This is a genomic window from Pseudomonas sp. SIMBA_041, assembly GCF_046535095.1.
GTDB classification, from domain to species: domain Bacteria; phylum Pseudomonadota; class Gammaproteobacteria; order Pseudomonadales; family Pseudomonadaceae; genus Aquipseudomonas; species Aquipseudomonas mucoides.
The window spans coordinates 517,474-543,214 of the sequence record NZ_JAWRXJ010000004.1 but is presented as its reverse complement, the minus strand read 5'-3'; the positions used below and the strand labels follow the sequence as shown (position 1 = coordinate 543,214).

24 protein-coding genes and 1 pseudogene are annotated in these 25,741 nt (G+C 61.1%); 14 read left to right on the top strand and 11 right to left on the bottom strand.

What is annotated here, in order from left to right; translation table 11 throughout:
- Positions 1-85: 85 nt before the first annotated feature.
- The 3 genes from SB725_RS12535 to SB725_RS12525 all read right to left on the bottom strand — a co-directional run bounded on the left by SB725_RS12535 (position 86) and on the right by SB725_RS12525 (position 3,585).
- Positions 86-1,468 carry an MFS transporter gene (locus SB725_RS12535; RefSeq protein ID WP_027921850.1) on the bottom strand — a complete coding sequence of 461 codons (1,383 nt, stop codon included), beginning with the start codon at positions 1,466-1,468 and terminating at the stop codon, positions 86-88.
- Between the two features lie 136 nt (positions 1,469-1,604).
- Entirely contained in the window at positions 1,605-2,339 is a 735-nt protein-coding gene (locus tag SB725_RS12530) for an ArsR/SmtB family transcription factor (protein WP_027921851.1), read from the bottom strand.
- Positions 2,340-2,655: 316 nt separating this feature from the next.
- A complete protein-coding gene (locus SB725_RS12525) occupies positions 2,656-3,585 on the bottom strand; it encodes a LysR family transcriptional regulator (RefSeq protein WP_027921852.1) in 930 nt (309 codons plus the stop codon).
- A gap of 118 nt (positions 3,586-3,703) precedes the next feature.
- Between SB725_RS12525 and SB725_RS12520 the strand changes: the two genes are divergently transcribed.
- From SB725_RS12520 to SB725_RS12510, 3 genes are all read left to right on the top strand, one after another.
- Complete coding sequence (locus tag SB725_RS12520; protein WP_027921853.1) at positions 3,704-3,997, top strand: putative quinol monooxygenase; 294 nt, start codon at positions 3,704-3,706, stop codon at positions 3,995-3,997.
- 78 nt (positions 3,998-4,075) lie between these two features.
- A complete protein-coding gene (locus SB725_RS12515; protein ID WP_059181683.1) occupies positions 4,076-5,089 on the top strand; it encodes a zinc-binding alcohol dehydrogenase family protein in 1,014 nt (337 codons plus the stop codon).
- A 150-nt stretch (positions 5,090-5,239) separates the two neighbouring features.
- On the top strand, positions 5,240-5,413 hold the full coding sequence (locus SB725_RS12510; protein ID WP_172825920.1) for a hypothetical protein: 174 nt from the start codon (positions 5,240-5,242) through the stop codon (positions 5,411-5,413).
- A gap of 8 nt (positions 5,414-5,421) precedes the next feature.
- Here SB725_RS12510 and SB725_RS12505 read toward each other — a convergent pair whose 3' ends face one another.
- Both SB725_RS12505 and SB725_RS12500 read right to left on the bottom strand, forming a co-directional pair.
- Positions 5,422-6,618, bottom strand: coding sequence for a multidrug effflux MFS transporter (locus tag SB725_RS12505; protein WP_194940933.1), 1,197 nt, complete (start codon positions 6,616-6,618; stop codon positions 5,422-5,424).
- A 133-nt stretch (positions 6,619-6,751) separates the two neighbouring features.
- Positions 6,752-6,949, bottom strand: coding sequence for a cation transporter (locus SB725_RS12500; protein WP_027921856.1), 198 nt, complete (start codon positions 6,947-6,949; stop codon positions 6,752-6,754).
- Between the two features lie 147 nt (positions 6,950-7,096).
- Between SB725_RS12500 and SB725_RS12495 the strand changes: the two genes are divergently transcribed.
- From SB725_RS12495 to cueR, 3 genes are all read left to right on the top strand, one after another.
- Complete coding sequence (locus tag SB725_RS12495; protein ID WP_027921857.1) at positions 7,097-7,480, top strand: hypothetical protein; 384 nt, start codon at positions 7,097-7,099, stop codon at positions 7,478-7,480.
- Between the two features lie 138 nt (positions 7,481-7,618).
- Positions 7,619-10,009, top strand: a complete 2,391-nt coding sequence (locus SB725_RS12490; protein WP_027921858.1) for a heavy metal translocating P-type ATPase — start codon at positions 7,619-7,621, stop codon at positions 10,007-10,009.
- A complete protein-coding gene (gene cueR / locus SB725_RS12485) occupies positions 10,009-10,422 on the top strand; it encodes a Cu(I)-responsive transcriptional regulator (protein WP_027921859.1) in 414 nt (137 codons plus the stop codon). Before SB725_RS12490 ends, cueR begins: the two co-directional genes overlap by 1 nt.
- Here the strand turns inward: cueR and SB725_RS12480 are convergent.
- Both SB725_RS12480 and SB725_RS12475 read right to left on the bottom strand, forming a co-directional pair.
- Positions 10,376-11,593 carry an MFS transporter gene (locus SB725_RS12480; protein ID WP_410921833.1) on the bottom strand — a complete coding sequence of 406 codons (1,218 nt, stop codon included), beginning with the start codon at positions 11,591-11,593 and terminating at the stop codon, positions 10,376-10,378. The genes cueR and SB725_RS12480 overlap by 47 nt on opposite strands.
- Before the next feature lie 216 nt (positions 11,594-11,809).
- Entirely contained in the window at positions 11,810-12,703 is an 894-nt protein-coding gene (locus SB725_RS12475) for a PA4780 family RIO1-like protein kinase (protein WP_027921861.1), read from the bottom strand.
- 177 nt (positions 12,704-12,880) lie between these two features.
- On the opposite strand from SB725_RS12475, the pseudogene SB725_RS12470 reads away from it, so the two are divergent.
- Both SB725_RS12470 and SB725_RS12465 read left to right on the top strand, forming a co-directional pair.
- Positions 12,881-14,236, top strand: a pseudogene (locus tag SB725_RS12470) (cache domain-containing protein); the annotation flags it as partial.
- A 90-nt stretch (positions 14,237-14,326) separates the two neighbouring features.
- Positions 14,327-15,094 carry a methyl-accepting chemotaxis protein gene (locus SB725_RS12465; RefSeq protein WP_405046792.1) on the top strand — a complete coding sequence of 256 codons (768 nt, stop codon included), beginning with the start codon at positions 14,327-14,329 and terminating at the stop codon, positions 15,092-15,094.
- Between the two features lie 127 nt (positions 15,095-15,221).
- On the opposite strand, the gene SB725_RS12460 is transcribed toward SB725_RS12465, so the two are convergent.
- Entirely contained in the window at positions 15,222-16,013 is a 792-nt protein-coding gene (locus SB725_RS12460; RefSeq protein WP_027921863.1) for an AraC family transcriptional regulator, read from the bottom strand.
- A gap of 132 nt (positions 16,014-16,145) precedes the next feature.
- Positions 16,146-17,423 carry an acetyl-CoA C-acetyltransferase gene (locus SB725_RS12455; RefSeq protein ID WP_410921832.1) on the bottom strand — a complete coding sequence of 426 codons (1,278 nt, stop codon included), beginning with the start codon at positions 17,421-17,423 and terminating at the stop codon, positions 16,146-16,148.
- Positions 17,424-17,696: 273 nt separating this feature from the next.
- Between SB725_RS12455 and SB725_RS12450 the strand changes: the two genes are divergently transcribed.
- Together SB725_RS12450 and SB725_RS12445 are read left to right on the top strand one after the other, a co-directional pair.
- The gene (locus SB725_RS12450; protein ID WP_194940937.1) at positions 17,697-19,049 is read left to right on the top strand and encodes a 3-oxoacyl-ACP reductase; all 1,353 of its coding nucleotides are present in this window, start codon (positions 17,697-17,699) and stop codon (positions 19,047-19,049) included.
- A 3-nt stretch (positions 19,050-19,052) separates the two neighbouring features.
- Complete coding sequence (locus SB725_RS12445; RefSeq protein ID WP_059181688.1) at positions 19,053-19,907, top strand: MaoC family dehydratase; 855 nt, start codon at positions 19,053-19,055, stop codon at positions 19,905-19,907.
- Between the two features lie 127 nt (positions 19,908-20,034).
- On the opposite strand, the gene SB725_RS12440 is transcribed toward SB725_RS12445, so the two are convergent.
- Together SB725_RS12440 and SB725_RS12435 are read right to left on the bottom strand one after the other, a co-directional pair.
- Positions 20,035-20,439, bottom strand: coding sequence for a response regulator (locus tag SB725_RS12440; RefSeq protein ID WP_027921867.1), 405 nt, complete (start codon positions 20,437-20,439; stop codon positions 20,035-20,037).
- 68 nt (positions 20,440-20,507) lie between these two features.
- Positions 20,508-20,714: a Flp family type IVb pilin gene (locus SB725_RS12435; protein WP_027921868.1), complete on the bottom strand. Its 207-nt coding sequence runs from the start codon at positions 20,712-20,714 to the stop codon at positions 20,508-20,510.
- 326 nt (positions 20,715-21,040) lie between these two features.
- Between SB725_RS12435 and cpaB the strand changes: the two genes are divergently transcribed.
- Genes cpaB through SB725_RS12415 form a run of 4 tightly spaced genes read left to right on the top strand, consistent with a single transcriptional unit; the run spans position 21,041 to position 25,733 of the window.
- Entirely contained in the window at positions 21,041-21,985 is a 945-nt protein-coding gene (gene cpaB / locus SB725_RS12430; protein WP_410921831.1) for a Flp pilus assembly protein CpaB, read from the top strand.
- A gap of 21 nt (positions 21,986-22,006) precedes the next feature.
- A complete protein-coding gene (locus SB725_RS12425) occupies positions 22,007-23,269 on the top strand; it encodes a type II and III secretion system protein family protein (RefSeq protein WP_027921870.1) in 1,263 nt (420 codons plus the stop codon).
- The gene (locus SB725_RS12420; protein WP_027921871.1) at positions 23,266-24,456 is read left to right on the top strand and encodes a CpaE family protein; all 1,191 of its coding nucleotides are present in this window, start codon (positions 23,266-23,268) and stop codon (positions 24,454-24,456) included. The genes SB725_RS12425 and SB725_RS12420 overlap by 4 nt, the downstream gene beginning before the upstream one ends.
- On the top strand, positions 24,453-25,733 hold the full coding sequence (locus SB725_RS12415) for a CpaF family protein (RefSeq protein ID WP_027921872.1): 1,281 nt from the start codon (positions 24,453-24,455) through the stop codon (positions 25,731-25,733). Before SB725_RS12420 ends, SB725_RS12415 begins: the two co-directional genes overlap by 4 nt.
- Positions 25,734-25,741 lie beyond the last annotated feature (8 nt).

The following is a 25,741-nucleotide window of genomic DNA, read 5'->3' as shown; positions in this document are numbered from 1 at the left end:
GCTCGCGATGACGCCATCACACCCAACATCATTGTTGAATGTAAGGCCGCCATCGCGAGCAAGCTCACTCCCACAGGGATTGTGATTAATTGACGACCACTGCTTCCGTCAACTCCTCCAGCGTCTTCCCTCGCGTCTCCATCCCGAACACCCACACCACCCCCGCCGCAATCGCAAAACACATCGCCCCCAACGCGAAGACCCCGCCCTGCCCGGTCACCGGAAACACCAACCCCGTCACCAATGGACCGAGCAACGAGCCCACCCGACCAATCGCCGAGGCAAACCCCGAGCCCGTAGCGCGTGCCGACGTGGGGTACAACTCCGGCGTGTAGGTGTAGAGCACCGCCCACATGCCGAACAGGAAGAACTGCATCAACAGCCCCGACGCGATCAACAGGCTGACATTGCCGCCAAACACTGCGCTTTGCCCGTAGAGAAACGCCATCACCCCGCCGCCGAGCAAGGTCACCACGCACACCGGCTTACGCCCCCAACGCTCCACCAGCCAGGCGGCCATGAGGAAGCCGGGAATCCCGCCGAGGGAAATCAGCACCGTGTAATACACCGACTGGGTCACGGCAAAACCCGACTGCTGCAGCAAGGCACTGAGCCAGGACGTGAGGCCGTAGAAACCCAGCAAGGCAAAGAACCAGACGCTCCAGATCATCATCGTGCGCTGGCGATACTGCGGCGACCAGATCTGTTGCAACGCGGAAAAGAAGTTGCCTGGCGTAGTCGCCACGTGCGGCAGCCGAACCGGCTCAGGTAAGTCCCCACGTCCCAGCGACACACGCACACGCTCTTCGATCCGTCGCAGCACCGTGTCGGCCGCCGCATGATGCCCGGCCTGTTCCAGCCAGCGTGGCGACTCGGGAATGAAAAAGCGGATCGCCAGCACAAACACCGCCGGCACCGCCAGAACCAGGAAGATGTCCCGCCAGCCAATCACCGGCAACAGAAAATAGGACAGCACCCCGGCCGCGACAAAACCCAGTGGCCAGAAACCGTCCATCAACGCGATGTAGCGCCCACGCCGTTTGGCCGGGATCAGCTCGGACAACATCGACTGGGCAATCGGAAACTCCATGCCCATGCCGATGCCCAGGAGGATTCTGAACAAGGTCAGCGTTTCAACGCTCTGCGCCGTAGAACACAGGTAACTGGCGATGCCCCACAGCACGATGCTCCACTGGAACACCGGCTTGCGACCAAAGCGATCGGCCAGCATGCCCGACAGTGAGGCGCCCAGCACCATGCCGAAGAAACTCGAACTGGCCAGCAGCCCGGCCTGCGCCGAACTCAGGCCGAACTCGGTTTTGATCGAGCCGAGCAGAAAGGTCATCATTGCCAGGTCCATGGAATCGAAGAAAAACGCCAGGGCAATGATGATGAAAATGATCCGGTGATAACCGCTGATGGGCAGACGTTCCAATCGTTCTGCCGCGCTGAAGCCACGTGATTCCATACCACATCCCCCTCATCCGAAAGTCCCTGGATCGAGTGTGCGCGATAGTGTCTGGCGGCTATTGCTGGATGCGACCTGTCCACAGCTCTGAACGACGCCTGAACACGATGCCGGCAGACGTCGACATCAGGACGCTCTAAAGCGCCATTTCCAGTTCGGTTTCCTTGGCGAAACGATGGATTTCACGCTGCCCCGCAGCGGTGATCTGCAAGGCGCGGGACTCGTTGGGCAGGCTCAACCAGCCCGATTGCATGAACAGCTGCAACAACGCCGCCCCCAGTGAACCGCCCATGTGCGGGCGTCTTTCGCTCCAGTCCGGGCAGGCGCAGGCCACTCGACTGTTGCGATGGGCCAGCGCCTGGATGAACACGCCGCGTGTCGCCAGTTGCGTCGAGCCTTTATGGGTAATCATGACCCGCTGATCGATCTGTTCGATCCAGCCTGCATCCAGCAATCGCTGGTAAAGGTCGGCGGCCAGGGTGCCGCCCAAATGGTCGTCGCACAGTCTCGCCCGCAGCAGTGAAGATGGCGCCGCCTGAGGTTTGGCGACGGGATTGGGACGCTTGAAAACATCCGGGACTTCCCGTGGCGTACTGGCCAGCGTGGCGCTGGCCAATGCCTCGATGGCCGCGCCGACTTCGGGGGCAGCCAGGCGGAAAAAACGCTTTCGCCCGCGAACGTCAACTTTCAACAGACCGCCTGCGGACAATCGCCCCAAGTGCGCGCTGGCCGAAGAGGGTGACAGGCCGGCCAACAACGCCAGCTCTTCGGTATGCCGCGCCGCGCCGTCCATCAAGGCCCACATCATTGCGCTGCGCTTTGGGTCAGCCAGTAACGTGGCGATCTGGCTGATGCAAGGTGCATGTTCCATGTATTCACTCCCTGTTGAATCGTTTCGTCTGCTGCTCAGAGACATCTTGACCAGTAATGTGTCGTCGGCCAAGACGCGGAAACCGCCATTAGCCGGGCAAAGTCCCCCGCTCACCCGAGCCATTTCTTCGCAGCCAGGGCAAAGGTCGGGTACTTGAACGGAGTGCCAGCCGACTGTAACGCGGACTCGCCATCGCGAGATCGACGGTGCGTACATGAGGCGGGCGCTAGTATAAGCGGGTTAACCGCCGGTTCCTGCCCTTGGGAAACCGTGGGTGCTGATAGTTGCTGACAGAAATTTCTCTATTTGCCTGCGACTATTGATCGTTGCCCGATATCGTCGGGAATTGTCTGCCCAAATCAGCACATCGGCTGGCAAGCATTTCCCGCAACAGGTTCACAGGCTTACTCAATTGTGCGCGATGGGCGCACAGCAAATTCAGCGGTGCGCGCTCACAGAGCAGTTCCGGCATCAACACTTTCAACCGCCCGGCGAGCACATCGGCGGCGACATCGAGCCAGGACTTGTAAGCGATCCCGGCGCCGGCCACCGCCCACAGACGCACCACATCAGCATCGTCACTGAAACGATCACCGCTGACCGTCAGGCCGACCTCGCGTTTGCCGTCATGGAAACTCCAGTGATCGTGGACCCGACTGCCGAGCATGAACAATAAACAATTGTGCTGGGCCAATTGCTCCAGCTGCCGGGGTTCGCCATGTCTGGCCAGGTAATCCGGCGCGGCACACAGGACGCGGCGGTTCTGCGGGGCGATGGGCAGCGCCACCAGGCTCGAGTCTTCCGGCTCGCCATAACGCAGGGCGATGTCGACCGGTTGCCGGAACAAGTCGGCAATGCGATCACCCAGCAACAACCGCACGGTCAGTTTCGGATGCTCGCGCTGAAACTCGTCCAGCCACGGCAATAACAGGTTGCGGCCAAAGTCCGACGGGGCGGACAGTTGCAGAATCCCGCTGACCTGGTCCTGACCACTGGCCAGCAAACGGCGCCCTTCATCCAGGTTGCTCAGGGCCGCCCGGGCATATTCCAGAAAGCCCTCGCCTTCGGCCGTCAGGCGCAGGCTGCGGGTGGAACGTGCGAGCAAGCGGGCACCGAGTTGTTGCTCGATGCGCTTCAACGCCGCGCTGGCCACCGCCGCGGACATGTCCATCACCCGCGCCGCCGCCGACAGGCTTCCCAGATCGGCAGCGCGAACGAACAGCTGCAAGTCATCGAAACGCAGCATTTTCAGCCTCGATTATCAAAAAAATATTGAAAGAGACTGCTCTTTTAGCGGGTTTTATCTTGCGGCGAAATAGCCAATCATCTGTGCAATCGAATTCATCACGCTCCCGGAGTCGTTCATGTCCCAGCCATTTACCGCCATTGCCACCCTCATCGCCAAAGCCGGCCAGCAAGACGCTCTCGAACAGCACCTGCGCGCCCTGCTGGAACCGACCCGCGCCGAGGCCGGTTGCGGCCAATACGATCTGCACCAGGACCTCGCCAATCCCTTGGCCTTTTACATGATCGAACAGTGGAGCAGCGACGAAGCCCTGCAAGCGCATGACGCCAGCGCCCATATCCAGAATTTCCGGGCCAAGGCCGGCGACTTCCTCGAACACTTCGACCTCAAGCGCCTGCGTACCGTGGCCTGACCCCTCCCGCCGACGCGCACTTTGTAGCAGCTGGCATCAGGCCTACCCCTTCTTTTATTACCTTTCGGAGCTCCTTAGATGAAAGCCATTGCCTACTACAATTCGCTGCCGATCAGCGACGAGCACTCCCTGCAAGACATCGAGCTGCCAGAACCGGTTGCCGGTCCGCGCGATCTGTTGGTGGAAGTCAAAGCCATCTCGGTCAACCCGGTGGACACCAAGGTCCGCCAGAACGTCCAGCCTGAAGAAGGCGCAGCCAAGGTGCTCGGTTGGGACGTGGCCGGTGTGGTCACGGCCGTCGGCAGCGACGTGACCTTGTTCAAGGTCGGCGACAAGGTTTTTTACGCGGGCTCCATTGCGCGTGCCGGTGGCAACAGCGAACGCCATGTGGTGGATGAGCGGATCGTCGGCCACATGCCGAAAACCCTCGGTTTCGCCGAAGCCGCCGCACTGCCGCTGACCGCCATCACCGCCTGGGAATTGCTCTTTGAGCGCCTGCAAGTTCGCGAAGGCAACACCGATGAAGGCCAGAGTCTGCTGATCGTTGGCGCGGCCGGTGGCGTGGGTTCGATCCTCACGCAATTGGCCAACCAGCTCACCGGGCTTAAGGTCATTGGCACCGCCTCTCGTCCGGACACCCAAGACTGGGTTCGTGAATTGGGGGCAGACCTGGTAATTGATCACAGCCAACCGCTGAGCGACGAACTCAAGCGTGCCGGCGTGGACGCCGTGACCCATGTCGCCAGCCTGACCCAGACCGATCAGCATCTGGACCAACTGGTCGAGGCGCTGGCGCCGCAAGGCAAACTGGCGCTGATCGATGACCCCAAGTCACTGGACGTGACCAAGCTCAAACGCAAGAGCCTGTCGCTGCACTGGGAGTTCATGTACACGCGCTCGCTGTTCGAAACCGCGGACATGATCGAGCAGCACAAACTGCTCAACCGCGTTGCCGGGCTGATCGACGCTGGCACGTTGAAAACCACGGTCGGCGAGCACTTCGGCACCATCAATGCGGCCAACCTGCGCCGGGCACATGCGCTGCTGGAGAGCGGCAAAGCCAAGGGCAAGATTGTGCTGGAAGGCTTCTGAAACATGATGAAACAGTGTCGCTCAGCAATGAGCGACACCGTCAGTCCGAAGGTTGACGTCTGTCACAATAGCGATCGTATTCGGGTCTACAATCGAAATCTCTGCGGCACAATCTTTACGTAGCAACTTTTACGAGAGGAGAGATCAGCAATGAAGATCCTGATAAAAGAAGTGGCTAAATCTCAGTGGCAAGTCCGTCTGGACCAGCATGCCGTGACCTTTCGCAGTGAAGCCGAAGCACTGGCCTTTACCCGAACCCTCGAAGCCCGCCTGTACGCCCCCCACCAGATTCCCGGTCGCCAACAGCAGCGCGCTGCTGGCTGAGTCCTGCCTCAGACCTGGGCTTGTGCCAGCGCCCGGGCATTTTGCAAACGACGGGTGAGCATTGCAGCGCTCACCACCAACAGTCCGCACAGGCTGATGACCATCGCCATCGGCACGGCGCTGCCATCGTGTAAAACACCCACAAGCGCAGCCGCACCGGCCGCGACGGTGAACTGCAGGCACCCAAGCAATGCCGACGCACTGCCAGCACGGGCGCCCTGCCCGTTCATGGCGCACGCCGACGCATTGGGCAGGATGCAACCGAGGCTGGAGATGCAAATAAACAGCGGGATCAGCAACGGCCACAGGTGCTCAGGGTGCAGCGCACTGACGGCGAGCAGCGCCAGGCCGGCGGTCAGGTAAACCCACACGGCACGCGCCAGCAGGAACGCCGGCCCCCGCTTGGCCAGCAATCGCGCATTGACTTGCGCCACCAGAATAAACCCCGCCGCGTTCGTGCCGAACAGCCAGCCGAAATGCTCGGCCGGTATGCCATAGAGTTTGATGAACACGAACGGTGATCCGGCGATGTAGGAAAACATCCCGGCAATGGCGATGCCACCCGTCAGGGCGTGACCGAGATAGACCCGGTCGGACAACAGGCGACCGTACTGCCGCAAAGCCCCCGTCAGCGGCTGGCGCGGCATATGCGCGGGCAAACTTTCCGGCAACCCGAGTGCCACGGCCAAGGCAGCCAGGGCACTGAAACCGGACAATACCAGGAAGATCGACTGCCAACCCGTGGTGTTGACCAGCAAGCCGCCGAGCATCGGCGCGAGAATCGGTGCCAGCCCCATGACCAGCATCAGTTGCGAATAAACTTTCGCCGACCCCACGGCGTCGCATTTATCGCTGACCACCGCACGGGAAATCACCATCCCCGCACAACCGCCCAACGCCTGGACAAAACGCGCGCCGATCAGCCATTCGAGGTTCGGCGCATAAGCGCAGGCCAGCGAAGCGAGGGTGAACAGACCGACCCCGGCCAGCAACGGGATACGCCGTCCAAAACGATCGGCCACCGGGCCGTAGGCCAGTTGACCAATCGACAAACCGAGGAAGTACGCCGCCAAGGTCAGTTGAACGTGTTTTTCATCGGTGCCGAAGGCCAGGGCCATTGCCGGGAAGGCGGGCAGATAGAAGTCGATCGCCAGCGGACCGAAAGCGGTCAGGGCGCCAAGAATCAAAATGGTACGGAAATTCATCAGGCATCCAGTTGAGCATGGGTCGGCAGGCCCCACAGTCTAGCCGCGCATGAACGCCTTGAACATTCCGATAGCTCGCTAACTATTAAAAACCCGCTGAATGAATGTAGATTCCCTGTAGGAGTGCGTTGGGTCAGGCGACTTTGGCGTCGTAGCCTTCTTCGGTGATCGCGGCGATTACCTGCTCAACCGTCAGCGCGCTCTCAACCCCGACTTCCTTGGCCGCCAGATCGACCCGCACGCTGGCCGCCGGATCCTTGGCTTGCAAGGCCTGGGTAATGGCTTTGACACAGTGACCGCAAGACATGCCCTGAACGTTGAACACTTGCATGGTGTGGCTCCTTTATTGAGGTTGCGAACAGTCTCGAGCTTGCCACCATGGCAAGGTCAAGTTCTTCAACAATCTGCCGGGCTGGCATTCGGCGTCGTGCTCGGCCAAGCTGCGTGCATCAATGACTCGATTTCAGGAGATTCAGCCATGCGCTGGTCAGCTCTCAGCCTGTTTGGCTTGCTCAGCCTCTTTGCCGCGACACCTTCGGTTCAAGCCGCCGGGGAGGACTATGGCGTACTGATCATTTCCCGCGAGCGCCTGGAAGTCGCGACCTCCTGCGAAATCGGTGTGTACATCCAGGACCAACTGTCCGCACGACTGTTCCAGGAACAAAGCACCTCGTTCAACCTGCCACCGGGCCCCGTGTCCCTGCGCCTTAAACTGCTGCCGGGCCAGGTGCCGGGTTGCAACCCGGGCATGCTCGCGCCGGGTTCGCAGATCATCTCGCTCAAGGCGGGGGATGTGTTGAAGTACCGGATCGCGATGACGCAGGAAGGGATGTACCTCAAGCCTGCTTCTCTCGAATACTGAGCAAATCCAATGTGAAGCCCCTGTGGGAGCGAGCTTGCTCGCTCCCACAGGGTTCGGCGCAGGCATAAATATTGGTGCTTGACCTTGCCCGCATGGCAAGGTTGATCCTGTGGGTATCTACTACAGGGAGTACGACCGATGTCCGAATCCACCACATTCGATCTGCCGATTGCCGGCATGACCTGCGCCAGTTGCGCCGGGCGTGTCGAACGCGCCTTGAGCAAAGTCATCGGCGCCACCGCCGTCAGTGTCAACCTGGCCACCGAACAGGCCCGCGTCCAGGCGCCCAGCGACAGCTTGCCCGCGTTGATGGCCGCTGTTGAACAGGCCGGTTACAGCGTGCCCCGCCACAGCCTGGAACTGAGCATCGACGGCATGACCTGCGCCTCGTGCGTCGGCCGGGTCGAACGTGCGCTGGCGAAGGTGCCGGGGGTCCAGAGCGTCAGCGTCAACCTGGCCAACGAACGCGCCCACCTCGAACTGCTCGGCCAGATCGATCCACAGACCTTGATCGCGGCAGTAACCAAAGCCGGTTACGCCGCCAGTGTCTGGGAAGTCGAACACCCGCCCACCGACACTCAACAACAGCGCCTGCACCGTGAACGCTGGGCGTTGATCATGGCTCTCCTCCTCGCCTTGCCGCTGGTGCTGCCCATGTTGCTGCAACCGTTCGGCGTGCACTGGATGCTTCCCGCGTGGGCGCAATTCGCCCTGGCAACGCCAGTGCAATTCATCTTCGGTGCACGTTTTTATGTGGCGGCCTGGAAAGCCGTGCGCGCCGGGGCCGGGAACATGGATTTGCTGGTCGCCCTCGGCACCAGCGCGGGTTACGGCCTGAGTCTTTACGAATGGGCCACCGCCGCCGGGCGCATGCCGCACCTGTATTTCGAAGCTTCGGCCGTGGTGATTGCCTTGGTCCTGCTCGGCAAATACCTGGAAAGCCGCGCCAAGCGCCAGACCGCCAGCGCCATTCGCGCCCTCGAAGCCTTGCGTCCGGAGCGGGCGATTCAAGTGATCGAGGGACGCGAACAAGACGTCGCCATCAGTGCCCTGCGCCTAAATGACCTGGTCATGGTCAAACCCGGTGAACGCTTCCCGGTGGACGGCGAAGTGGTCGAAGGCCAGAGCCACGCCGACGAAGCGCTGATCAGCGGCGAAAGCCTGCCGGTACCCAAGCAACCGGGGGACAAGGTCACCGGCGGCGCGATCAATGGTGAAGGGCGATTGTTGGTGCGCACCCAGGCCTTGGGCGCGGAAACCGTGTTGGCGCGCATCATTCGTCTGGTCGAAGACGCCCAGGCCGCCAAGGCACCCATCCAGAAACTGGTGGATAAAGTCAGCCAGGTGTTCGTGCCTACTGTTCTGTTGATCGCCCTGGCGACCTTCATCGGCTGGTGGCTGTACGGCGCGCCGATTGAAACCGCCCTGATCAATGCCGTCGCGGTGTTGGTGATTGCCTGCCCCTGTGCCCTCGGACTGGCCACGCCAACAGCGATCATGGCCGGGACTGGCGTGGCGGCACGTCACGGGATTCTGATCAAAGACGCCGAAGCACTGGAACGCGCCCATGAAGTCAGTGCGGTGGTATTCGACAAGACCGGCACGCTGACCTCGGGCGCACCGCGTATTGCCCATCTGACGGCTATCGACGGCAATGAAGCGGCCCTGCTGCAAATGGCCGGTGCGTTGCAACGAGGTAGCGAACACCCGCTGGCCAAGGCCGTGCTGGACGCTTGCACCGAACGCGGCTTGACCGTGGCGGATGTCGGCGACAGTCAATCGCTGACGGGGCGAGGCATCGCCGGCACGCTTGAGGGGCGTCGACTGGCACTGGGCAATCGTCGTCTATTGGAAGAAAGTGCTTTAAACGCGGGTTCATTGGCGGACTCGGCAACCGCCTGGGAAACCGAAGGCCGAACCCTGTCCTGGCTGATCGAACAAAGCCCTGAATCGAAAGTGCTCGGCCTCTTTGCTTTTGGCGACACTCTCAAACCCGGTGCCCTGCAAGCCGTGCAACAACTCAGCGCGCGGCACATCAGCAGTCACCTGCTGACCGGCGACAACCGTGGCAGTGCCAAAGTCGTCGCCGAGGCACTGGGCATCACCGATGTCCACGCCGAAGTGCTGCCCGCCGACAAAGCCGCCACCGTCGCCACACTTAAAAAAACCGGCGTGGTGGCGATGGTCGGCGATGGCATCAACGACGCCCCGGCGCTGGCTGCGGCGGACATCGGCATCGCCATGGGTGGCGGCACCGACGTGGCCATGCACGCGGCCGGGATCACGCTGATGCGTGGCGATCCACGGCTGGTGCCGGCGGCGCTGGAGATCAGCCGCAAGACCTACGCGAAGATCCGGCAGAACCTGTTCTGGGCGTTCGTCTACAACCTGATCGGCATTCCGCTGGCGGCGTTCGGTTTCCTCAACCCGGTGCTGGCCGGGGCGGCCATGGCGTTGTCGAGCGTCAGCGTGGTGAGCAATGCGTTACTGTTGAAAACCTGGAAGCCCAAGGACCTGGAGGACAATTGATGAACATCGGTCAAGCAGCCCGTCAAAGCGGCCTGAGCGCAAAGATGATCCGTTACTACGAGTCCATCGGACTGCTCAAGGCTGCCCATCGCACCGACAGCGGCTACCGGGTTTATGGCGACGACGACCTGCACACGCTGGCGTTCATCAAGCGCTCCCGGGACCTGGGGTTTTCACTGGAAGAGGTCGGCAAGCTGCTGACCCTCTGGCAGGACCGCCAACGCGCCAGCGCCGACGTGAAGGCCTTGGCCCGTCAGCACATCGACGAGCTGAACCAGAAGATCCGCGAACTCGGCCAGTTGCGCGACACCTTGCAAGACTTGGTCGAGCATTGCCAAGGCGACCATCGCCCCGACTGCCCGATCCTCAAGAACCTGGCGTCGGGCTGCTGCGCCGAACCTGTGCGCCCCTGATCGCCAGGCCCTTCACCACCAGCAACGTGGTGAGGGGAATGCCGTGGAACAGCAACACCACCGCACCCGGCGTCCACCATGAATAGAACGGTGCGGCGATCAACATGCCGACGCCGAACCCGGTCATTTGCAGCAGGGTTAAGAAACTGAAAATCGGCAAACGCAGAGCGTCCGGTTCGCGTTGCAAACGGGACATCAAGCCGACTTCCGAGAAGCCGTCACCCAATCCCGCCGGCAACGAGAACAACAGCAAACCGAACAGGGTCTGCTGCTGAAACATCAGGATGAAGCCGCAGGACATCAGCAACACCCCGAAGAAAAATCGCCGCTCCAGATTGATGTTGTCCGAGCCTTTCAGGCGACTGGCGATTCGAGCGCCGATTAACTTTCCGCACGCCCAGACCGCCAGCGCCAAGCCCAGCGTGGTGCTGGCTGATTCGGGGGTCAGCAGTTTGGAAACTATTGGCAAACCCACGTTGTGCGCGGCACTGCCAAGGGTGTCGGCCATGGTGACCGCGAGCATCGCGGCCACGACCGGTGCGCTGTGCAACCCTTGGCGCAGGGCCGCCCATTCACCGCCCTTGCGGGACGACTCATCACTGGCTGCCGGGATGGAAAATCGCAGCGGCAATATGAACAACGCGGCCAACAGGTACGTCACCACGTTCAGCGCAAACACCGTTTCAAACCCAAACGCCGCCACCAAAAGCCCCGCCACCAGACTGCCGCCGACCATCGCGGCCGACGATGCGGAGGTGATCCAGGCATTGGTCTTGAGCAGGTGTACGCCATCGATCAAATGCGGCAGCTGACTGTTCAGGCCGATGGCAAACATCGAGTTGCCCAAACCCAGGCCGAACGCGATAACGGGGAGCAGCAGCGCCTGTTGACTCACCGGCAGCACCAGCAACAACCCGAGCAATCCTGCACGCAACAGGTCGAAGGCGATCAACGGCATGCGCCCGCCCCAGCGGCGATAGAACGGGGTGCCGATCAGACTGGCGAAAATCCCTCCGCCGACACGGCTGGCGAGGAAAATGCCGACACTTATGGCGCTGTTGCTGAGCAGGTAAACGTAAGTGGCCAGGGCGACCATGTTGAGGAAAGCGCCAAAGTCCGAAACCAGACGGGCGGCGATGATCAGTCGGGCGTTGCGGGTGGAGGTGTTCACATTCAATCCTTGAGTGTGGAGGGTCTGGCTGTTGTGGATTGTCTGGTCTGACGCCATCGCGGGCAAGCCACGCTCCCACAGGTTATGTGCAGACCACGGATCTGTGATCGACATCTAACCTGTGGGAGCGTGGCTTGCCCGCGATGCAGACGCCGCGGTTCCACAAATAAAGCCTCTACAAAAAACCCGGCCGAAGCCGGGTTTTTGTTTAGCCCATCACTGCATCCAGGGCGGAGGCGGTTCTTCGGCTTTGCTCGGGGGCGCGTCGTCAGCAGCGCGGATCGCTTGCTTACGCTCTTCGTCCAGCCGCGCAGCCTCGATTTCACGCATGATCCCGCCAACGTCGGCCAACTCTTCCGGCTCGTCGAACTCGCCGGTCAAGATACTGGCCGGGTGCAAGGTGCCGGCTTCGTACAACGCCCACATTTCCTTGGCGTACTTGGTCTTTTTCAACTCCGGCGCAAACCGCCCGAAGTAGGACGCCATGTTGCCCACGTCCCGTTCCAGCATGTTGAACGCGTGGTTGTTGCCCGCCGCATCCACCGCCTGAGGCAAGTCGATGATCACCGGGCCGTCCGGGGTCAACAGCACATTGAACTCGGACAGGTCACCGTGCACCAGACCGGTACACAGCATCAGCACGATCTGTGAAATCAGGAACGCGTGATATTCACGGGCCTGGTCCGGTTCCAGCACCACGTCGTTCAGACGCGGCGCGGCATCGCCGTATTCATCGGCCACCAGTTCCATGAGCAGTACGCCTTCGAGGAAGTCATACGGCTTGGGCACCCGCACACCGGCACCGGCCAGACGGAACAGGGCCGCCACTTCGGCGTTTTGCCAGGCGTCTTCGGTTTCTTTCTTGCCGAACTTGGAGCCCTTGGCCATGGCACGAGCCTGACGGCTGTTGCGTACCTTGCGGCCTTCCTGGTACTCGGCCGCCTGACGGAAACTGCGTTTATTCGCCTCCTTGTAGACCTTCGCGCAACGTAACTCGTTGCCGCAGCGCACCACATAAACAGCTGCTTCTTTACCACTCATGAGTGGGCGCAGCACCTCGTCGACCAGACCGTCCTCGATCAGGGGTTCAATGCGTTTTGGAGTCTTCATCAGCTTTTATTGTGGGTCCTTTATTACCAAACACGCGAAAGTCATTCGTTATACGGCAATCCACTCGTTCGGGGGAGGGGTTGCCGACCTATGAACGTCGTGATGCACACAATGTGCCGGATTAATTGCTCATTCGCCGCCGGTCGTCAATGACCGCCGTAGATCATAGCTGAGCCGATGACACACGTAAGCGAATGGTTTTTAGGGCATTTACGACAGAAGCTGACATCCAGATTCGTACCCTTCGTAGGATTTTTCCAAACAGGCCTCAATTTCCCCCGCCAGCAGCCGAAGTCCTCAGTGACAAAGGTATTTGTCCGACAATCTTTCCTACAGAAAACGACGGCGCACTCACGGACCCGAGATGAACAACAACGTTTTCGGCTGCCAATATTCCGCGAGTCATCTGCACTGCGTGGGCCTACAAGAAAATCTGGAGCGCGGATGAACATCAAACAGAAGTTGACCTGGGCGTTTGCAATCATCGCCTGCTTGCCCGTGGTGCTGGTCGCCACCCTCGTTGTGATGAACCTGCGCAGCGATGCCAAAGAGAGTTTCGTCGATGGCAGCGGCCGCGAAATTCGTCAGGTCAGCAACGCCATGCAACTGTTTTTCGACGGCATCAGCCAGAACGTCGACTATCTGGCCAAACAACCGCTGATCAAAAACTCCGACGACAGCCTCAAGACCTACATGAGCGCCAACGCCGAGAGCATTCCGCAAGGCGAGATGGACAAAAAAGTCTTCGGCCTCCTGCAGGACCTGGGCAACAGTCACCCGTCCTACGCCTACGCCATTCTCGGCACCGCGGCCGGTGGTTATGTGTCGTGGCCGGACGATGCGAAGCTGAACAACTATGACCCGCGCCAGCGCCCCTGGTACAAAGCAGCCCAGGCCAAACCGGGCAAGCCGTTTCGCACCGAGGCCTACTATTGGGCACAGGACGACGCGACTTACGTCAGCACCGTGCGCACCATCGACAACAAGTTGGGCAGCAACGGCGGCGTGGTCAGCATCGACGTGACGCTCAAGCAGCTCACCGAAATCGTCAAACAGATCAAGCTCGGTGAAACCGGCTACCTGATGTTGCTGGAAAACACCGGCATGGTCCTGGTGGACCCGAAACAACCGGAGCACAACTTCAAGCCACTGAGCAGCCTCGGCGAGGGTTACGCACAACTGGCCAAGGCCGGCAAAGGCCTGGTGGAAGTCGAGCTCAATGGCGAACGCTACATGGCCAACGTCTGGCCGTCGGAGCAACTGGGCTGGACCTTCATCGGCCTGATCAAACAAAACGACGTGATGAGCTCGGCCACCCAACTGACCTGGCTGATCGCAATCATCGCCGCCGTGCTGGCCGTGTTCTTCGCCATCCTCGGCGCCAGTTTTGCCAGTGTCATCGTGCGGCCGATCCGCAGCGTGGCCAGCGGTCTGGAAGGCATCGCGCAAGGCGAAGGCGACCTGACCAAGAACCTGGAAATCCGTGGCAGCGACGAAACCGCGCAACTGGCCAATTGGTTCAACCAGTTCCTGACCGCGATTCGTAACCTGATCCAAAGCATCGGCGGCGCCGCGACCAAGATTCTCGCCACCTCGAAAAGCTCGACCCAGGTCTCCAACGACATGGCCGAAGCCGCCGGGCGTCAGCGTGAAGCGGTGGACATGGTGTCCACGGCGTTCCACGAAATGGTCGCCACCGCCAACGAAGTCGCGCGCTCTTGCAGTCAGGCGGCGGACTCTGCCGACAGTGGCCAGCGCCAGGCGCGCGAAGGCCAGCAGCAAATTGATGCGGCAGTAAGCAGCGTTGATCGCTTGAGCCAGGAAATCGAACAGTCGGCACAGTCGATGCAGCAACTCGAGCGCGACAGCAACGATATCCAGTCGATCCTGGGGACCATTCGCTCGATCGCCGAGCAGACCAACCTGCTCGCGCTGAACGCGGCCATTGAAGCGGCCCGTGCCGGCGAGCAAGGTCGCGGGTTTGCGGTGGTGGCTGACGAAGTGCGGGCGCTGGCCAAGCGCACGGCGGATTCCACGGCAGAGATCGACGGTCTGCTCGGCAACCTCGCCAAGCGCACCAGCCAGGTGACTCAACAGATGCATGCGAGCCTGGAAGTGTCGCAGCAGTCGGTGAGCCGCATCGGCGAAGCGCGCAACAGCTTCGGGTTGATTCGCGAGTCGGTGGACGTAATCCGCGACATGAACACGCAGATCGCCACCGCGGCCGAAGAGCAGCATCACGTGGCCGAAGACATCAACCGGCACATCAGCCAGATCCATGGCGACGCGCAATTGGTCGCGGAACTGGCGAACTCGGCGCGTCTGGATTCCCAGAGCCTGGCCGGGCTTTCGAATGAACTGGACGGGTTGGTTCGACGCTTCAAAACCTGATCTCAAGAACACCACACATCCACTGTAGGAGTGAGCCTGCTCGCGATGAGGCCATGTCAGTCAACATCAATGTTGAAGGTCAGTCAGCTATCGCGAGCAGGCTCACTCCTACAAGGATCAGGTGGTGTTATTGCTTGAAGAGCTCGCCAGGGGTAAACCCGAACAGCCCTTTGAACGCCGCAATAAACGCCGACGTCGAGTCATACCCACACGCCAGCGCTGCATTGGTCACGCTGTCGCCCTCCTCCAGCAAACTCAACGAAGACAACAGCCGCATCCGTTGTCGCCAGCCGCGAAAGCTCAAACCCGTCTCGCGCTGAAACAGGCGCATCAGGGTCTTTTCCGACGTGCCCAAGCGCTCCGCCCACGCCTGCAATGTCACGTTCTGCTCAGGGCTTTCAATCAACTCGTTGCACAACCCCAGCAGCCGCTCATGCCGTGGCAGCGGCAGGGAAAACCCCACCTCCGGCAAGTTCGCCAACTGATCCAGCAACACACCCACCAACCGCGCTTCCTGGCTGTCGCCTTGTGGATATTCCACGGGCAACATGCAAAAACTCTTGATCAGCTCCCGCGCCAACGGCGTGACCTCCAGCACCCGGCAGCGCCCGTCCGCCCACTCACAATCTTCGCGACGCACGTACAGGCTGCGCATTTCGGCGCGCATCGAGGTCACGACTTGATGTTCAAGGTCCGCCGGAATCCAGATACCCCACTGCGGCGGCGCATAGAAACTGCCTTCGGCGGTATGCACGCCGAGGACACCACTGATGGCGTAGGAAAACTGCACCCAGTCGTGGCGATGCGGGGGTGTCCAGGACCCGGCGTTAAGACTTTCTACCCGGGCGAATAACGGTCGGGGCAGTAACGACAGGGTTGGGATTGTTCGTTCGAGGGAGATCTGTCCGTTAGTCGGCATCAACGAGCCTTATATCGCACGAGGGCTGATGGGGCCGACGTTAGGCCAAGTAGCAGATTCATACAAATCTATTTGATGCCGAGAATCCTTGTAGGCGTGAACCTGCTCACGCCTACAGGTTACGGTGTTTCTTCAGCGTTCGATGATGGCGGTGACGCCTTGGCCACCCGCCGCGCAGATCGAAATCAATCCCCGCCCCTTGCCCGCCGCGTCCAGCAACTTCGCCAGGTTGGCGACAATGCGCCCGCCGGTCGCCGCAAACGGATGCCCGGCCGCCAGCGAACTGCCTTTGACGTTGAGGCGGCTGCGGTCAATGGAGCCCAGCGGCGCATCAAGGCCGAGCCGGGTTCTGCAATAGTCAGGATCTTCCCAGGCCTTCAACGTGCAGAGCACTTGCGCGGCGAAGGCTTCGTGGATTTCGTAGTAATCAAAGTCCTGCAAGGTCAGGCCATTGCGCGCCAGCAAGCGCGGCACCGCGTAGACCGGCGCCATCAACAGGCCTTCGGCACCGTTGACGAAATCCACCGCCGCCGCTTCGCCATCGCGCAGGTACGCGAGGATCGGCAGCCCCCGTTCCTTCGCCCATTCTTCACTGCCCAGCAGCACCAGCGACGCACCGTCGGTGAGTGGCGTCGAGTTGCCCGCCGTCATCGTGCCCTTGGCGCTTTTCTCGAAGGCTGGTTTCAGCTTGGCCAGTTGTTCCAGGGTCAGGTCCGGGCGCAGGTTGTTGTCGCGGGTCAGGCCGAGGAACGGTGTCATCAAGTCGTTGTGCCAGCCTTCGGCGTAGGACGCGGCCAGATGCTGATGGCTTTCCAGCGCCAGTTGATCCTGTTCTTCGCGGGGGATGCTCCAGGTCTGCGCCATCAGCTCGCAATGTTCGCCCATGGACAACCCGGTGCGCGGCTCGCCGTTGCGCGGAAATTCCGGAATCAGATGCCCGGGGCGCAATTGCAGGAATGTTTTCAGCTTGTCGCCGGTGGTCTTGGCGCGGTTGGCTTGCAGCAAAATCCTGCGCAGGCCTTCACTGACGCTGATCGGCGCATCCGAGGTGGTATCGACGCCACCGGCAATGCCGCAATCGATCTGCCCCAGGGCAATCTTGTTCGCCACCAGCAACGCCGCTTCCAGCCCGGTGCCGCACGCTTGCTGGATGTCATAGGCCGGCGTTTCCGGCAACAGCCGCGACCCGAGCACGCATTCGCGGGTCAGGTTCATGTCCCGCGACAGCTTGAGCACCGCCCCCGCGACCACTTCCCCCAGGCGCAGGCCGTGCAGGTTGTAGCGTTCGATCAAGCCTTCGAGCGCTGCGGTGAGCATCGCCTGGTTACTGGCGGTGGCATACGCCCCGTTGGAGCGGGCGAAAGGAATACGGTTACCGCCGATAATCGCGACGCGGCGCAGCTGAGTCATGAAAAGCTCCTTAAAAAAATGAAATGTGAATGCACATCCCTGTGGGAGCGGGCTTGTCCGCGATAGCGGTGGATCAGCCAACAACAATGTCGGATTGGCTGGCCCCTTCGCGGGCGGGCCCGCTCTCACAGGTTCTGCATGACCCCGCAAGTTCTGCTAAACCCAAGCTCCAACTACTCTGCAATGTTCAAGCGTAGGCCTTATCTCGTGGATCGAACGACTGATTGCCATTCGTGGTCCACACTTTGAACCTCAGCCGCCGGAGCACGTTCCATGTCAGACCGTTATATCGACTTCGCCAATTCGTCCATCGGCCATCGCCTGGTCGGGGCCCTGGGTTTGCCGTCGCCGGTTCGCCTGGAGCGCTGGCAGGCAGGCCGGCTGCGGCCTGTCGAAGGGGCGCTGTTGATCGGTGGAGGCCCGTTGGCGGACAAGGTCAGCGCTTTAGCCAATCGCCTGACCGACGCGATTTACAGCTACGGTACCGAGCCGTCCCTGGCCACCGCGTGGATTCCCGGCCACGGTCCGAAACTCAAAGCCGTGGTGTTCGACGCCAGTCATTTGCTGCAGACCGATCAGCTCAAACAGCTGCGCGAATTCTTCCAGCCGCTGATGAAAAACCTCGATCACAGCGCACACCTGGTAATTCTCGGTCGTGCACCGGAGACCTTGAGCGACCCGTTCGCCGCCAGTGCCCAGCGCGCGCTGGAAGGCTTCAGCCGTTCGCTGGCCAAGGAACTGCGCAGCGGTGGCACCTTGCAGTTGATCTATGTCGGCGACGGTGCGGACGATCAGCTGGAAGGACCGCTGAGGTTTTTCCTCTCGCCGAAAAGCGCGTTTGTGTCCGGGCAAGTGATTCGTTTGAAGGCGTGCGCTACGCCCGTTGAGGACTGGACTCGACCGCTGGCGGGACGCAAGGCGTTGGTAACCGGTGCAGCGCGTGGCATCGGCGCTTCAATCGCCGAGACGCTGGCCCGTGACGGCGCCGAGGTGATTCTGCTCGATGTGCCACCGGCCAAAGCCGATCTCGACGCTCTCGCCGCACGCCTTGGCGGACGCAGCATCACCCTCGACATTTGCGCCGAAGACGCCGCTGCACAGTTGATCGAACACCTGCCCGACGGCGTCGACATCGTGGTGCACAACGCGGGGATCACTCGCGATAAAACCCTGGCCAACATGACCCCGGAATTTTGGGATGCGGTACTCGCGGTCAACCTCAACGCGCCACAAGTGCTGACCAAGGCCCTGCTCGACAGCGGCACCCTGCGCGACAACGGTCGGGTGATTTTGCTGGCCTCGATCAGCGGCATCGCCGGCAATCGCGGGCAAACCAATTATGCGGCGAGCAAGGCCGGGCTGATTGGCCTCGCGCAAGCCTGGGCGCCGTTGCTGGATCAACGCGGTATCAGCATCAATGCAGTGGCGCCTGGGTTTATTGAAACGCAGATGACCGCGCACATTCCGTTCGGCTTGCGTGAAGCGGGCCGGCGCATGAGCTCGCTCGGCCAGGGCGGCTTGCCGCAGGACGTCGCAGAGGCCGTGGCGTGGCTGGCGCAACCGGGCACCGGCGCGTTTACCGGCCAGGCGTTGCGGGTCTGTGGACAAAGCGTTCTGGGGGCCTAAGTGATGATCACCGACTGGCACACACTCAACCGCGAACCGAGCTTGCCGGCGTTGTACATGCGAGCGGCGACGCGACGCAAAATCACCGGCACCACCCTGCCCGACACCGGGTTGCACTGCTGGGTCAATGTCGATCCCAAACGCCTGGCGGCGTATCGCAACGTCTGCGGATTTGCCGACAACGGCTTGCTGCCGCCGACCTATCCGCACATCCTCGCGTTTGCCTTGCAGATGCAATTGCTCACGGCCAAGGAGTTTCCGTTTCCCCTGTTGGGGCTGATTCACCTGAGCAACCGCATTCGCGTGTTGCGCCCCATGGGCGGCGTGAATCGGGTGCGCGTGAGCGTGCAGGTGCAGAATCTGCAACCCCATGCCAAGGGTGCGACGTTCGATCTGGTGACCACGTTGGACGATCAATTGGGAACGCTCTGGGAGGCGCAAAGCCAGATGCTGTGCCGGGGCGTCAAACTGGACGGCGAACCGCTCGAGGACGTGTTGGCCCCGACGCTGGAGATGATCGAAGTGACCCGCTGGAAAGCGCCGGCCGACATTGGTCGGCAATACGCCAAGGTGTCCGGCGACTACAACCCGATTCACTTGAGTGCCGTCAGCGCGAAACTGTTTGGTTTCCCGACCGCCATTGCCCACGGGTTATGGAACAAGGCACGCACATTGGCGGCTCTGGCCGATCACTTGCCGACGGCGAACATCGAGATTGCCGTGCAATTTCGCAAACCGGTGCGGTTGCCCAGTGAAGTGACATTACTGGCGAGCGCGGCGGGATCCAGTGGGGATTTTCGGTTGGTAGGTGTTGGAAATCTTGAGCACATGGTCGGGCATTGGCGGCCGGTGGCTTGATGCCAGGCAACAAAATATCTTGCGAGTTTGAAATGGCTTTCGCGAGCAGGCTCGCTCCCACACTGGATTTGCGCAACAACACAAATCCCTGTGGGAGAGAGCCTGCTCGCGATAGCGGTCGTCCAGACTAAGACGGAGCCACAGGCTGCGGAAACAAATTACCCAGCGTCTCCAGCAACCGCACGTGAAAAATCGGCTTGCGAAACAGTTCGAGCACCTGCAAGCGCAACATGTCGCTGACATCCTCCATGTCCGCGTGCCCGGACGTGACGATTACCGGCAAATGCTGACGCGACGTGTGCTCGCGCAAGCGCTTGATCAGTGACATGCCGCTTTCCTCTGGCATACGCAGATCCGTGATCACCAGCGCAATGTCCGGATGGCGGGTCAAGTGCTGCAAGGCGAGCTTGACCGAGGTTGCGGTAAAACAGCAAAAACCCTCCCCTTCCAGCAACTCCGCCAGTTCCATCAACGCGTCCTCCTCGTCATCGACCAGGAGCAGCTGTTGCCGTGGGTGTGCGGGCGCATTCATGAGGGCTTCCTGCAATGGACCAGGCGATAACGTTAGAACCACTCAGGCTAGTTGGCAAACAGCAATGATCAAGGACCAGGCAGCACAGCTTTGATACTGGCGGTAAGCGAAGTAAAAGCGCTTGTAATGGAGCCCATGAAAACGCCCACAGCCACTGCCGCAAGACCCGCGATGATGGCGTACTCGATGCCCGAAGCGCCTTCGGTGTCTTTGGCCAGGTTGTAGTAGAAAACGATCTCGCTCTTGATGTGCTGAAAAGCGCTTTTAAAGGACATGACGACTTCTCCTAAGGACTGCGGGTGTTGCACGGTCGCAACATGATTCCCCTTTGCCAGCATCAGCATTGTCGGCATTCCCCAACCCAACAACTGTAAGAACGTATTAATACTTAAGTAGTACCCCACCCGTTTTCGGCAAAAAACGGGGCCTGGCATTTCAAACACCCCCATTTCCTCGTTTTTTTGCCACCCAGTAATGGCGTTTTGCTCTAGCTGCGCTACCTTCAAATAGCGAAATAGTTCCATGTATTTAAATGCTTTTTTGCGAATCTATCTCGTTCGAGACGGTACGGATCATCGGCAGCTGGAAAGGGAGAGCCCTCATGAACAGCCGCGTCACCCTGGGATTGGCCGGATTGTTTCTGGTGGGTGCCATCATTGCCGGTTACTGGGGACTTGCGCTGAGCCGTCAACCCGCTCCCGAGCCTGCCGCGCAACCTGTCGCTAACACAGCGCCAACCGCTCCAGCCCCTGTGCCAATGGACGATCCCACGCGCCAACCGGTGGTGGTCCTGCTGCACGACGTAGCCCCCTTCGTTCAAATCACCGCAGCCGACGTCACCCTCGAAAAACTGCGTACCGCCCCGGCCGGCAGTTTGACCACGCTTGAGCAAGCGATTGGCCGTACGCCTTGGCACGCCCTCACCGCCGGCACCTGGCTCAACGATCAAAGCTTCGAGGCCGGCAGCTCGCTGGCACGGATGATCCGCCCCAATGAACGAGCACTCGCGGTCGCAGTGGACGAAGTGACCAATGCCGGCGGACAACTGAGCCCTGGAGATTATGTCGACGTGATGCTGTTTCTGCGCGCCGACGCCAACAACACTCAGCAATCAGCCCAGGTGGTAGTCCCGGCGTTGCGCGTACTCGGGGTCGGCGAACAATTGGGGCTGACTAACGACGGGCGTCCCGCCAACCCGGCGCGCAGCAGTGAAGAACAACTCAAGCAGGACCAACTGCGGGCCAACGCACGCTCGGTGTTGCTCGCCGTCCCCGAACCCTTGCTGAGTCGCCTGACGCTCGCGGCCCAGGCCGGCACGTTGCGCCTGGCCGTGCGCAGCGCCGAAGAAAAACGCCTGGCGCATTACTGGGCCGGCGAAAGCGCTTCGCCGGCCAATCTCGCCAGCGCCAATCGCGACCTCGTGCAATTCAGTCAACTGGCCCTCGTCGGCACCCCCAAACCCCTCACCGTCGGTGCCAGTTCGGCACCGCAGAAAAAAGGCGTGGAAGTCATTCGCGGCAATCAGATCACTCAACAAACTCCCTGAATTGAGCAAGGACGCATCTACATGCGCAGAAGTACCATGTTCATGTTTCAAGGCCTGCTCTGGGGCACGCTGCTGAGCAGCGTGCCACTCACGGCAACCTTTGCGGCTAGCGGTAACTGTGCCGCACTCGGCCAATTGCCGGCGACACTGCAAGTCGGCGAAGGCTTGCAGCAGGAAGTGCAATCCCCGGTGGCGATTACGCGGCTGGCCGTGGGAGATCCGAAAATCGCCGACGTGCGGGTCAACGGTAACCAGGCCTTTTTGCTCACCGGCATGGCGCCCGGCGCTACCAGCCTGATGGTCTGGACGGCGTGCGCCAGCGCCCCGCGTCAAAGCATGGTGTTTGTGCAGGGTCGCGCCACGGCGGCCATGACCGGCAAGTCAACCCTGGCCTCTCAGGACCCGTTGCTACCGTCGCAAGTGCAGACCGACATTCGCTTCGTCGAGGTCAGCCGGACCAAACTCAAAGAGGCCAGCACCTCGATCTACGGTAAAAACTCGAACTTCCTCTTTGGCTCCCCCGGCACCGTGCCGAACACCGCCGTGACCCCGCGAGTGCTGCCATTGCGCAACCTTGATCCACGCATCGCCGTGCCGAGCATTCCGCTGGCCAATGACATGTTCAACATCGTCGCCGGCGGCGGCAACTTCCTGGCGATCATCAACGCCCTGGAAGGCAGCGGCTTCGCTTACACCCTGGCGCGGCCGAGCCTGGTGGCGATCAGCGGGCAGAGCGCGAGTTTTCTCGCGGGCGGCGAGATCCCGATCCCGGTGCCGAGTGCCAACAGCAACAGCTACTCCATCGAGTACAAGGAATTCGGAGTCCGCCTGACGCTCACGCCGACCGTGGTCAGCACCGATCGCATCGCCCTGAAAGTCGCGCCGGAGGTCAGCGAGCTTGATTTCGCCAACGCTGTCACCATCGGGGGCACCACGGTTCCGGCGTTCACCATTCGCCGCACCGACACCAGCATCTCCTTGGCCGATGGCGAGAGTTTTGTCATCAGCGGTTTGATCAGCACGCAAAACACGTCACAGGTCGACAAGTTTCCGGGACTGGGGGATATCCCGGTCCTCGGCGCCTTTTTTCGTAGTTCATCAATCAGGCGCGAAGAGCGTGAACTGCTGATGATCGTCACCCCCCACCTGGTTCAACCGCTGGCCGTCAATGCACCACTGCCGTCGCTGCCCGGTGAACAACTGCGCAACTACGACCCCGGTTTCTATCGCATGTTCTTCCTCGAAGACGGCAACTTCGATAAACGCAGCGGGTTATCGCAATGAGCCAGAACCTGAGCCAGACCTTCCTCGCGATCACGCGCAACGACACTGACCTTGAGTGGCTGCAAGGCGCCCTCGCCCCGTTGGGCCAGGTGGTCAGCGCCGGCGGCGGCAGCCTCGACGAACTGTTGGCGCTGGTCGACGTCACCTTCGCCAGCCTGGTGTTCGTCGGGCTGGACCGCGAACACGTGGTGGCGCAAAGCGCGCTGATCGAAGGCGCATTGGAAGCCAAGCCGATGCTGGCGATCGTGGCGCTGGGCGATGGCATGGACAATCAGCTTGTGCTGAATGCGATGCGTGCCGGTGCGCGGGATTTTGTCGCCTATGGCTCGCGCTCCAGTGAAGTCTCGGGGCTGGTGCGCCGGCTCGGCAAACGCCTGCCAACGGTGGCGCCGAGCACCCAGCTCGGTGGCCTGACCGTGCTCTACGGTGCGCAAACCAACGCCGACGGAGCGCTGATCGCCAACCACATGGCGCAAGTGGTGCAGAAAAGCGGCCAGCAAACCTTGTTGCTGGACCTGGGTTTGCCGCGCGGCGACAGCCTGGCGTTGCTCGGGTTGGAGAGCTCGTTTCATTTCGGTGACGCCGTGCGGCACTTGCGGCGCCTCGACGCCACGCTGATCGACAGTGCGTTTACCAGCAATGAGGCGGGACTGCGAATCCTCGCCTACGCCAGCCACGATGAACCACTGGAGCGCACCAGCGCCGCCGAGTTGTACATGCTGCTCAGCGCCCTGCGCCAACACTTCCAGCACATCGTGGTGAACCTCACCGGCCAGCCGGACAGCGAAGCGCTGCGCACCTTTGTCAGTCATTGCGACAAGCTGCTGTGGTACACCGATCAGAACGTGCTCGACTGCCGGCGCAACCTCGCGGTGCTCAACCTGTGGCGCGAAAAAGGCATGAAGCTCGATCACGCCCGGTTACTGATTGACCGCTACCTGCGCAATGTCGCACCCGACGCCGACACCCTGGGCAAAAGCTTCGGCATGGAAGTCTTCGCGATTCTGGCCTTCAGCCCGGAAGTGCGCCTGAACGCCAAAAACCAGGGTGTGAGCCTGTTCGAACTGGCCCCGCGTGAAGGCCTGACCCAAAGCCTGCGCACCCTCGGCGAAGGCCTGGCCAAACGCTCCGAAGGCCTGGCCAAACCCAGGATCGGCTGGTTCAACCGGCTGAGGGGTGCGCAATGAGTACGGAAAAACTCTTCGGCGCCCCGGCGCGCACGCCGTCCGGCAACACCGACAACGAAGGCCTGAAACTGGTGTTGCACCGCTACATCATCGATGCCATCGAAGAGTCCGGAAAAAACTTGCTGGAAGGGTCGCGGCCGGCGCTGTCGCAATTCGTCATCGACAAAGTGGCCGAATACATTGCCCGGCTGCACCTGGCGATTTCCCGTTATGAGATGGAGCGCTTGGCCGAAGAACTGGTCGACGAACTCACCGGTTTCGGCCCGCTGGAAGTGCTGCTGCGCGACCCGTCCGTGACCGAGATTCTGGTCAACGGTCCGCACCGGGTGTTCATCGAACGCGACGGCGTGCTGCATCAAAGTGACTTGCGTTTCATTGACTCGCACCACGTCGAACGCGTCATGCAACGTATTCTCGCGCCCTTGGGCCGACGGCTCGATGAGTCCTCGCCCATGGTCGATGCACGCCTGCCCGATGGCAGCCGGGTCAACGCGATCATTCCGCCGATTGCCCTCGACGGGCCGTGTCTGTCGATTCGCAAATTTCGCAAGGACATGCTCAAAAGCAGCGACCTGATGGCAATGCAAACCATCGATCAGGCGATCTACGACTTCATTCAGGAAGCCGTGGGCAAGCGCTGCAACATCCTGATCAGCGGCGGCACCGGCACCGGCAAAACCACGTTGCTGAACATCCTCAGCCAGTTGATCAATCCGCACGAACGCCTCGTCACCATCGAAGACGTCGCCGAACTGCAACTGGGCCACCCGCACGTCGTGCGCCTCGAAACCCGGCCGCCGAATGCCGAAGGTCACGGCGAAGTGAAGTCCAGCGACCTGATCCGCAACGCCCTGCGGATGCGTCCGGACCGGATCATCCTCGGCGAAATTCGCGGCGTCGAAGTGCTCGATGTCCTCACGGCCATGAACACCGGTCACGACGGTTCGATGAGCACCGTGCACGCCAACAATGCCCAGGACGCGCTGCTGCGCCTGGAGACATTGGTCGGCCTGACCGGCCGCACCATCGCCGAAAAAACCTTGCGCCAGATGGTTTGCGCCGCGCTGGACGTGGTGATCCAGCTCACCCGCATGCCCGACGGTCGCCGCTGCGTCAGCGAGGTGGTGGAAGTGGTCGGCGTGCGCGAAGACGTGTACGTCACCAACACCTTGTTCCGGCTCGACCGTCGCACCGGTTTCGGTTTTATGCGCGAGGCGGTCAACCCCGCCGGCGACAAACTGCGCCGCGAAACGGCACTTGTTTCCTCACCGCACTGAGGCCACGG

Bases quoted from the DNA above. Each gene is read 5' to 3' on its own strand.
- SB725_RS12535 (WP_027921850.1), bottom strand. From the start codon at position 1,468: ATGGAATCACGTGGCTTCAGCGCGGCAGAACGATTGGAACGTCTGCCC.
- SB725_RS12530 (WP_027921851.1), bottom strand. From the start codon at position 2,339: ATGGAACATGCACCTTGCATCAGCCAGATCGCCACGTTACTGGCTGAC.
- SB725_RS12525 (WP_027921852.1), bottom strand. From the start codon at position 3,585: ATGCTGCGTTTCGATGACTTGCAGCTGTTCGTTCGCGCTGCCGATCTG.
- SB725_RS12520 (WP_027921853.1), top strand. From the start codon at position 3,704: ATGTCCCAGCCATTTACCGCCATTGCCACCCTCATCGCCAAAGCCGGC.
- SB725_RS12515 (WP_059181683.1), top strand. From the start codon at position 4,076: ATGAAAGCCATTGCCTACTACAATTCGCTGCCGATCAGCGACGAGCAC.
- SB725_RS12510 (WP_172825920.1), top strand. From the start codon at position 5,240: ATGAAGATCCTGATAAAAGAAGTGGCTAAATCTCAGTGGCAAGTCCGT.
- SB725_RS12505 (WP_194940933.1), bottom strand. From the start codon at position 6,618: ATGAATTTCCGTACCATTTTGATTCTTGGCGCCCTGACCGCTTTCGGT.
- SB725_RS12500 (WP_027921856.1), bottom strand. From the start codon at position 6,949: ATGCAAGTGTTCAACGTTCAGGGCATGTCTTGCGGTCACTGTGTCAAA.
- SB725_RS12495 (WP_027921857.1), top strand. From the start codon at position 7,097: ATGCGCTGGTCAGCTCTCAGCCTGTTTGGCTTGCTCAGCCTCTTTGCC.
- SB725_RS12490 (WP_027921858.1), top strand. From the start codon at position 7,619: ATGTCCGAATCCACCACATTCGATCTGCCGATTGCCGGCATGACCTGC.
- cueR (WP_027921859.1), top strand. From the start codon at position 10,009: ATGAACATCGGTCAAGCAGCCCGTCAAAGCGGCCTGAGCGCAAAGATG.
- SB725_RS12475 (WP_027921861.1), bottom strand. From the start codon at position 12,703: ATGAAGACTCCAAAACGCATTGAACCCCTGATCGAGGACGGTCTGGTC.
- SB725_RS12465 (WP_405046792.1), top strand. From the start codon at position 14,327: ATGGCCGAAGCCGCCGGGCGTCAGCGTGAAGCGGTGGACATGGTGTCC.
- SB725_RS12460 (WP_027921863.1), bottom strand. From the start codon at position 16,013: ATGCCGACTAACGGACAGATCTCCCTCGAACGAACAATCCCAACCCTG.
- SB725_RS12455 (WP_410921832.1), bottom strand. From the start codon at position 17,423: ATGACTCAGCTGCGCCGCGTCGCGATTATCGGCGGTAACCGTATTCCT.
- SB725_RS12450 (WP_194940937.1), top strand. From the start codon at position 17,697: ATGTCAGACCGTTATATCGACTTCGCCAATTCGTCCATCGGCCATCGC.
- SB725_RS12445 (WP_059181688.1), top strand. From the start codon at position 19,053: ATGATCACCGACTGGCACACACTCAACCGCGAACCGAGCTTGCCGGCG.
- SB725_RS12440 (WP_027921867.1), bottom strand. From the start codon at position 20,439: ATGAATGCGCCCGCACACCCACGGCAACAGCTGCTCCTGGTCGATGAC.
- SB725_RS12435 (WP_027921868.1), bottom strand. From the start codon at position 20,714: ATGTCCTTTAAAAGCGCTTTTCAGCACATCAAGAGCGAGATCGTTTTC.
- cpaB (WP_410921831.1), top strand. From the start codon at position 21,041: ATGAACAGCCGCGTCACCCTGGGATTGGCCGGATTGTTTCTGGTGGGT.
- SB725_RS12425 (WP_027921870.1), top strand. From the start codon at position 22,007: ATGCGCAGAAGTACCATGTTCATGTTTCAAGGCCTGCTCTGGGGCACG.
- SB725_RS12420 (WP_027921871.1), top strand. From the start codon at position 23,266: ATGAGCCAGAACCTGAGCCAGACCTTCCTCGCGATCACGCGCAACGAC.
- SB725_RS12415 (WP_027921872.1), top strand. From the start codon at position 24,453: ATGAGTACGGAAAAACTCTTCGGCGCCCCGGCGCGCACGCCGTCCGGC.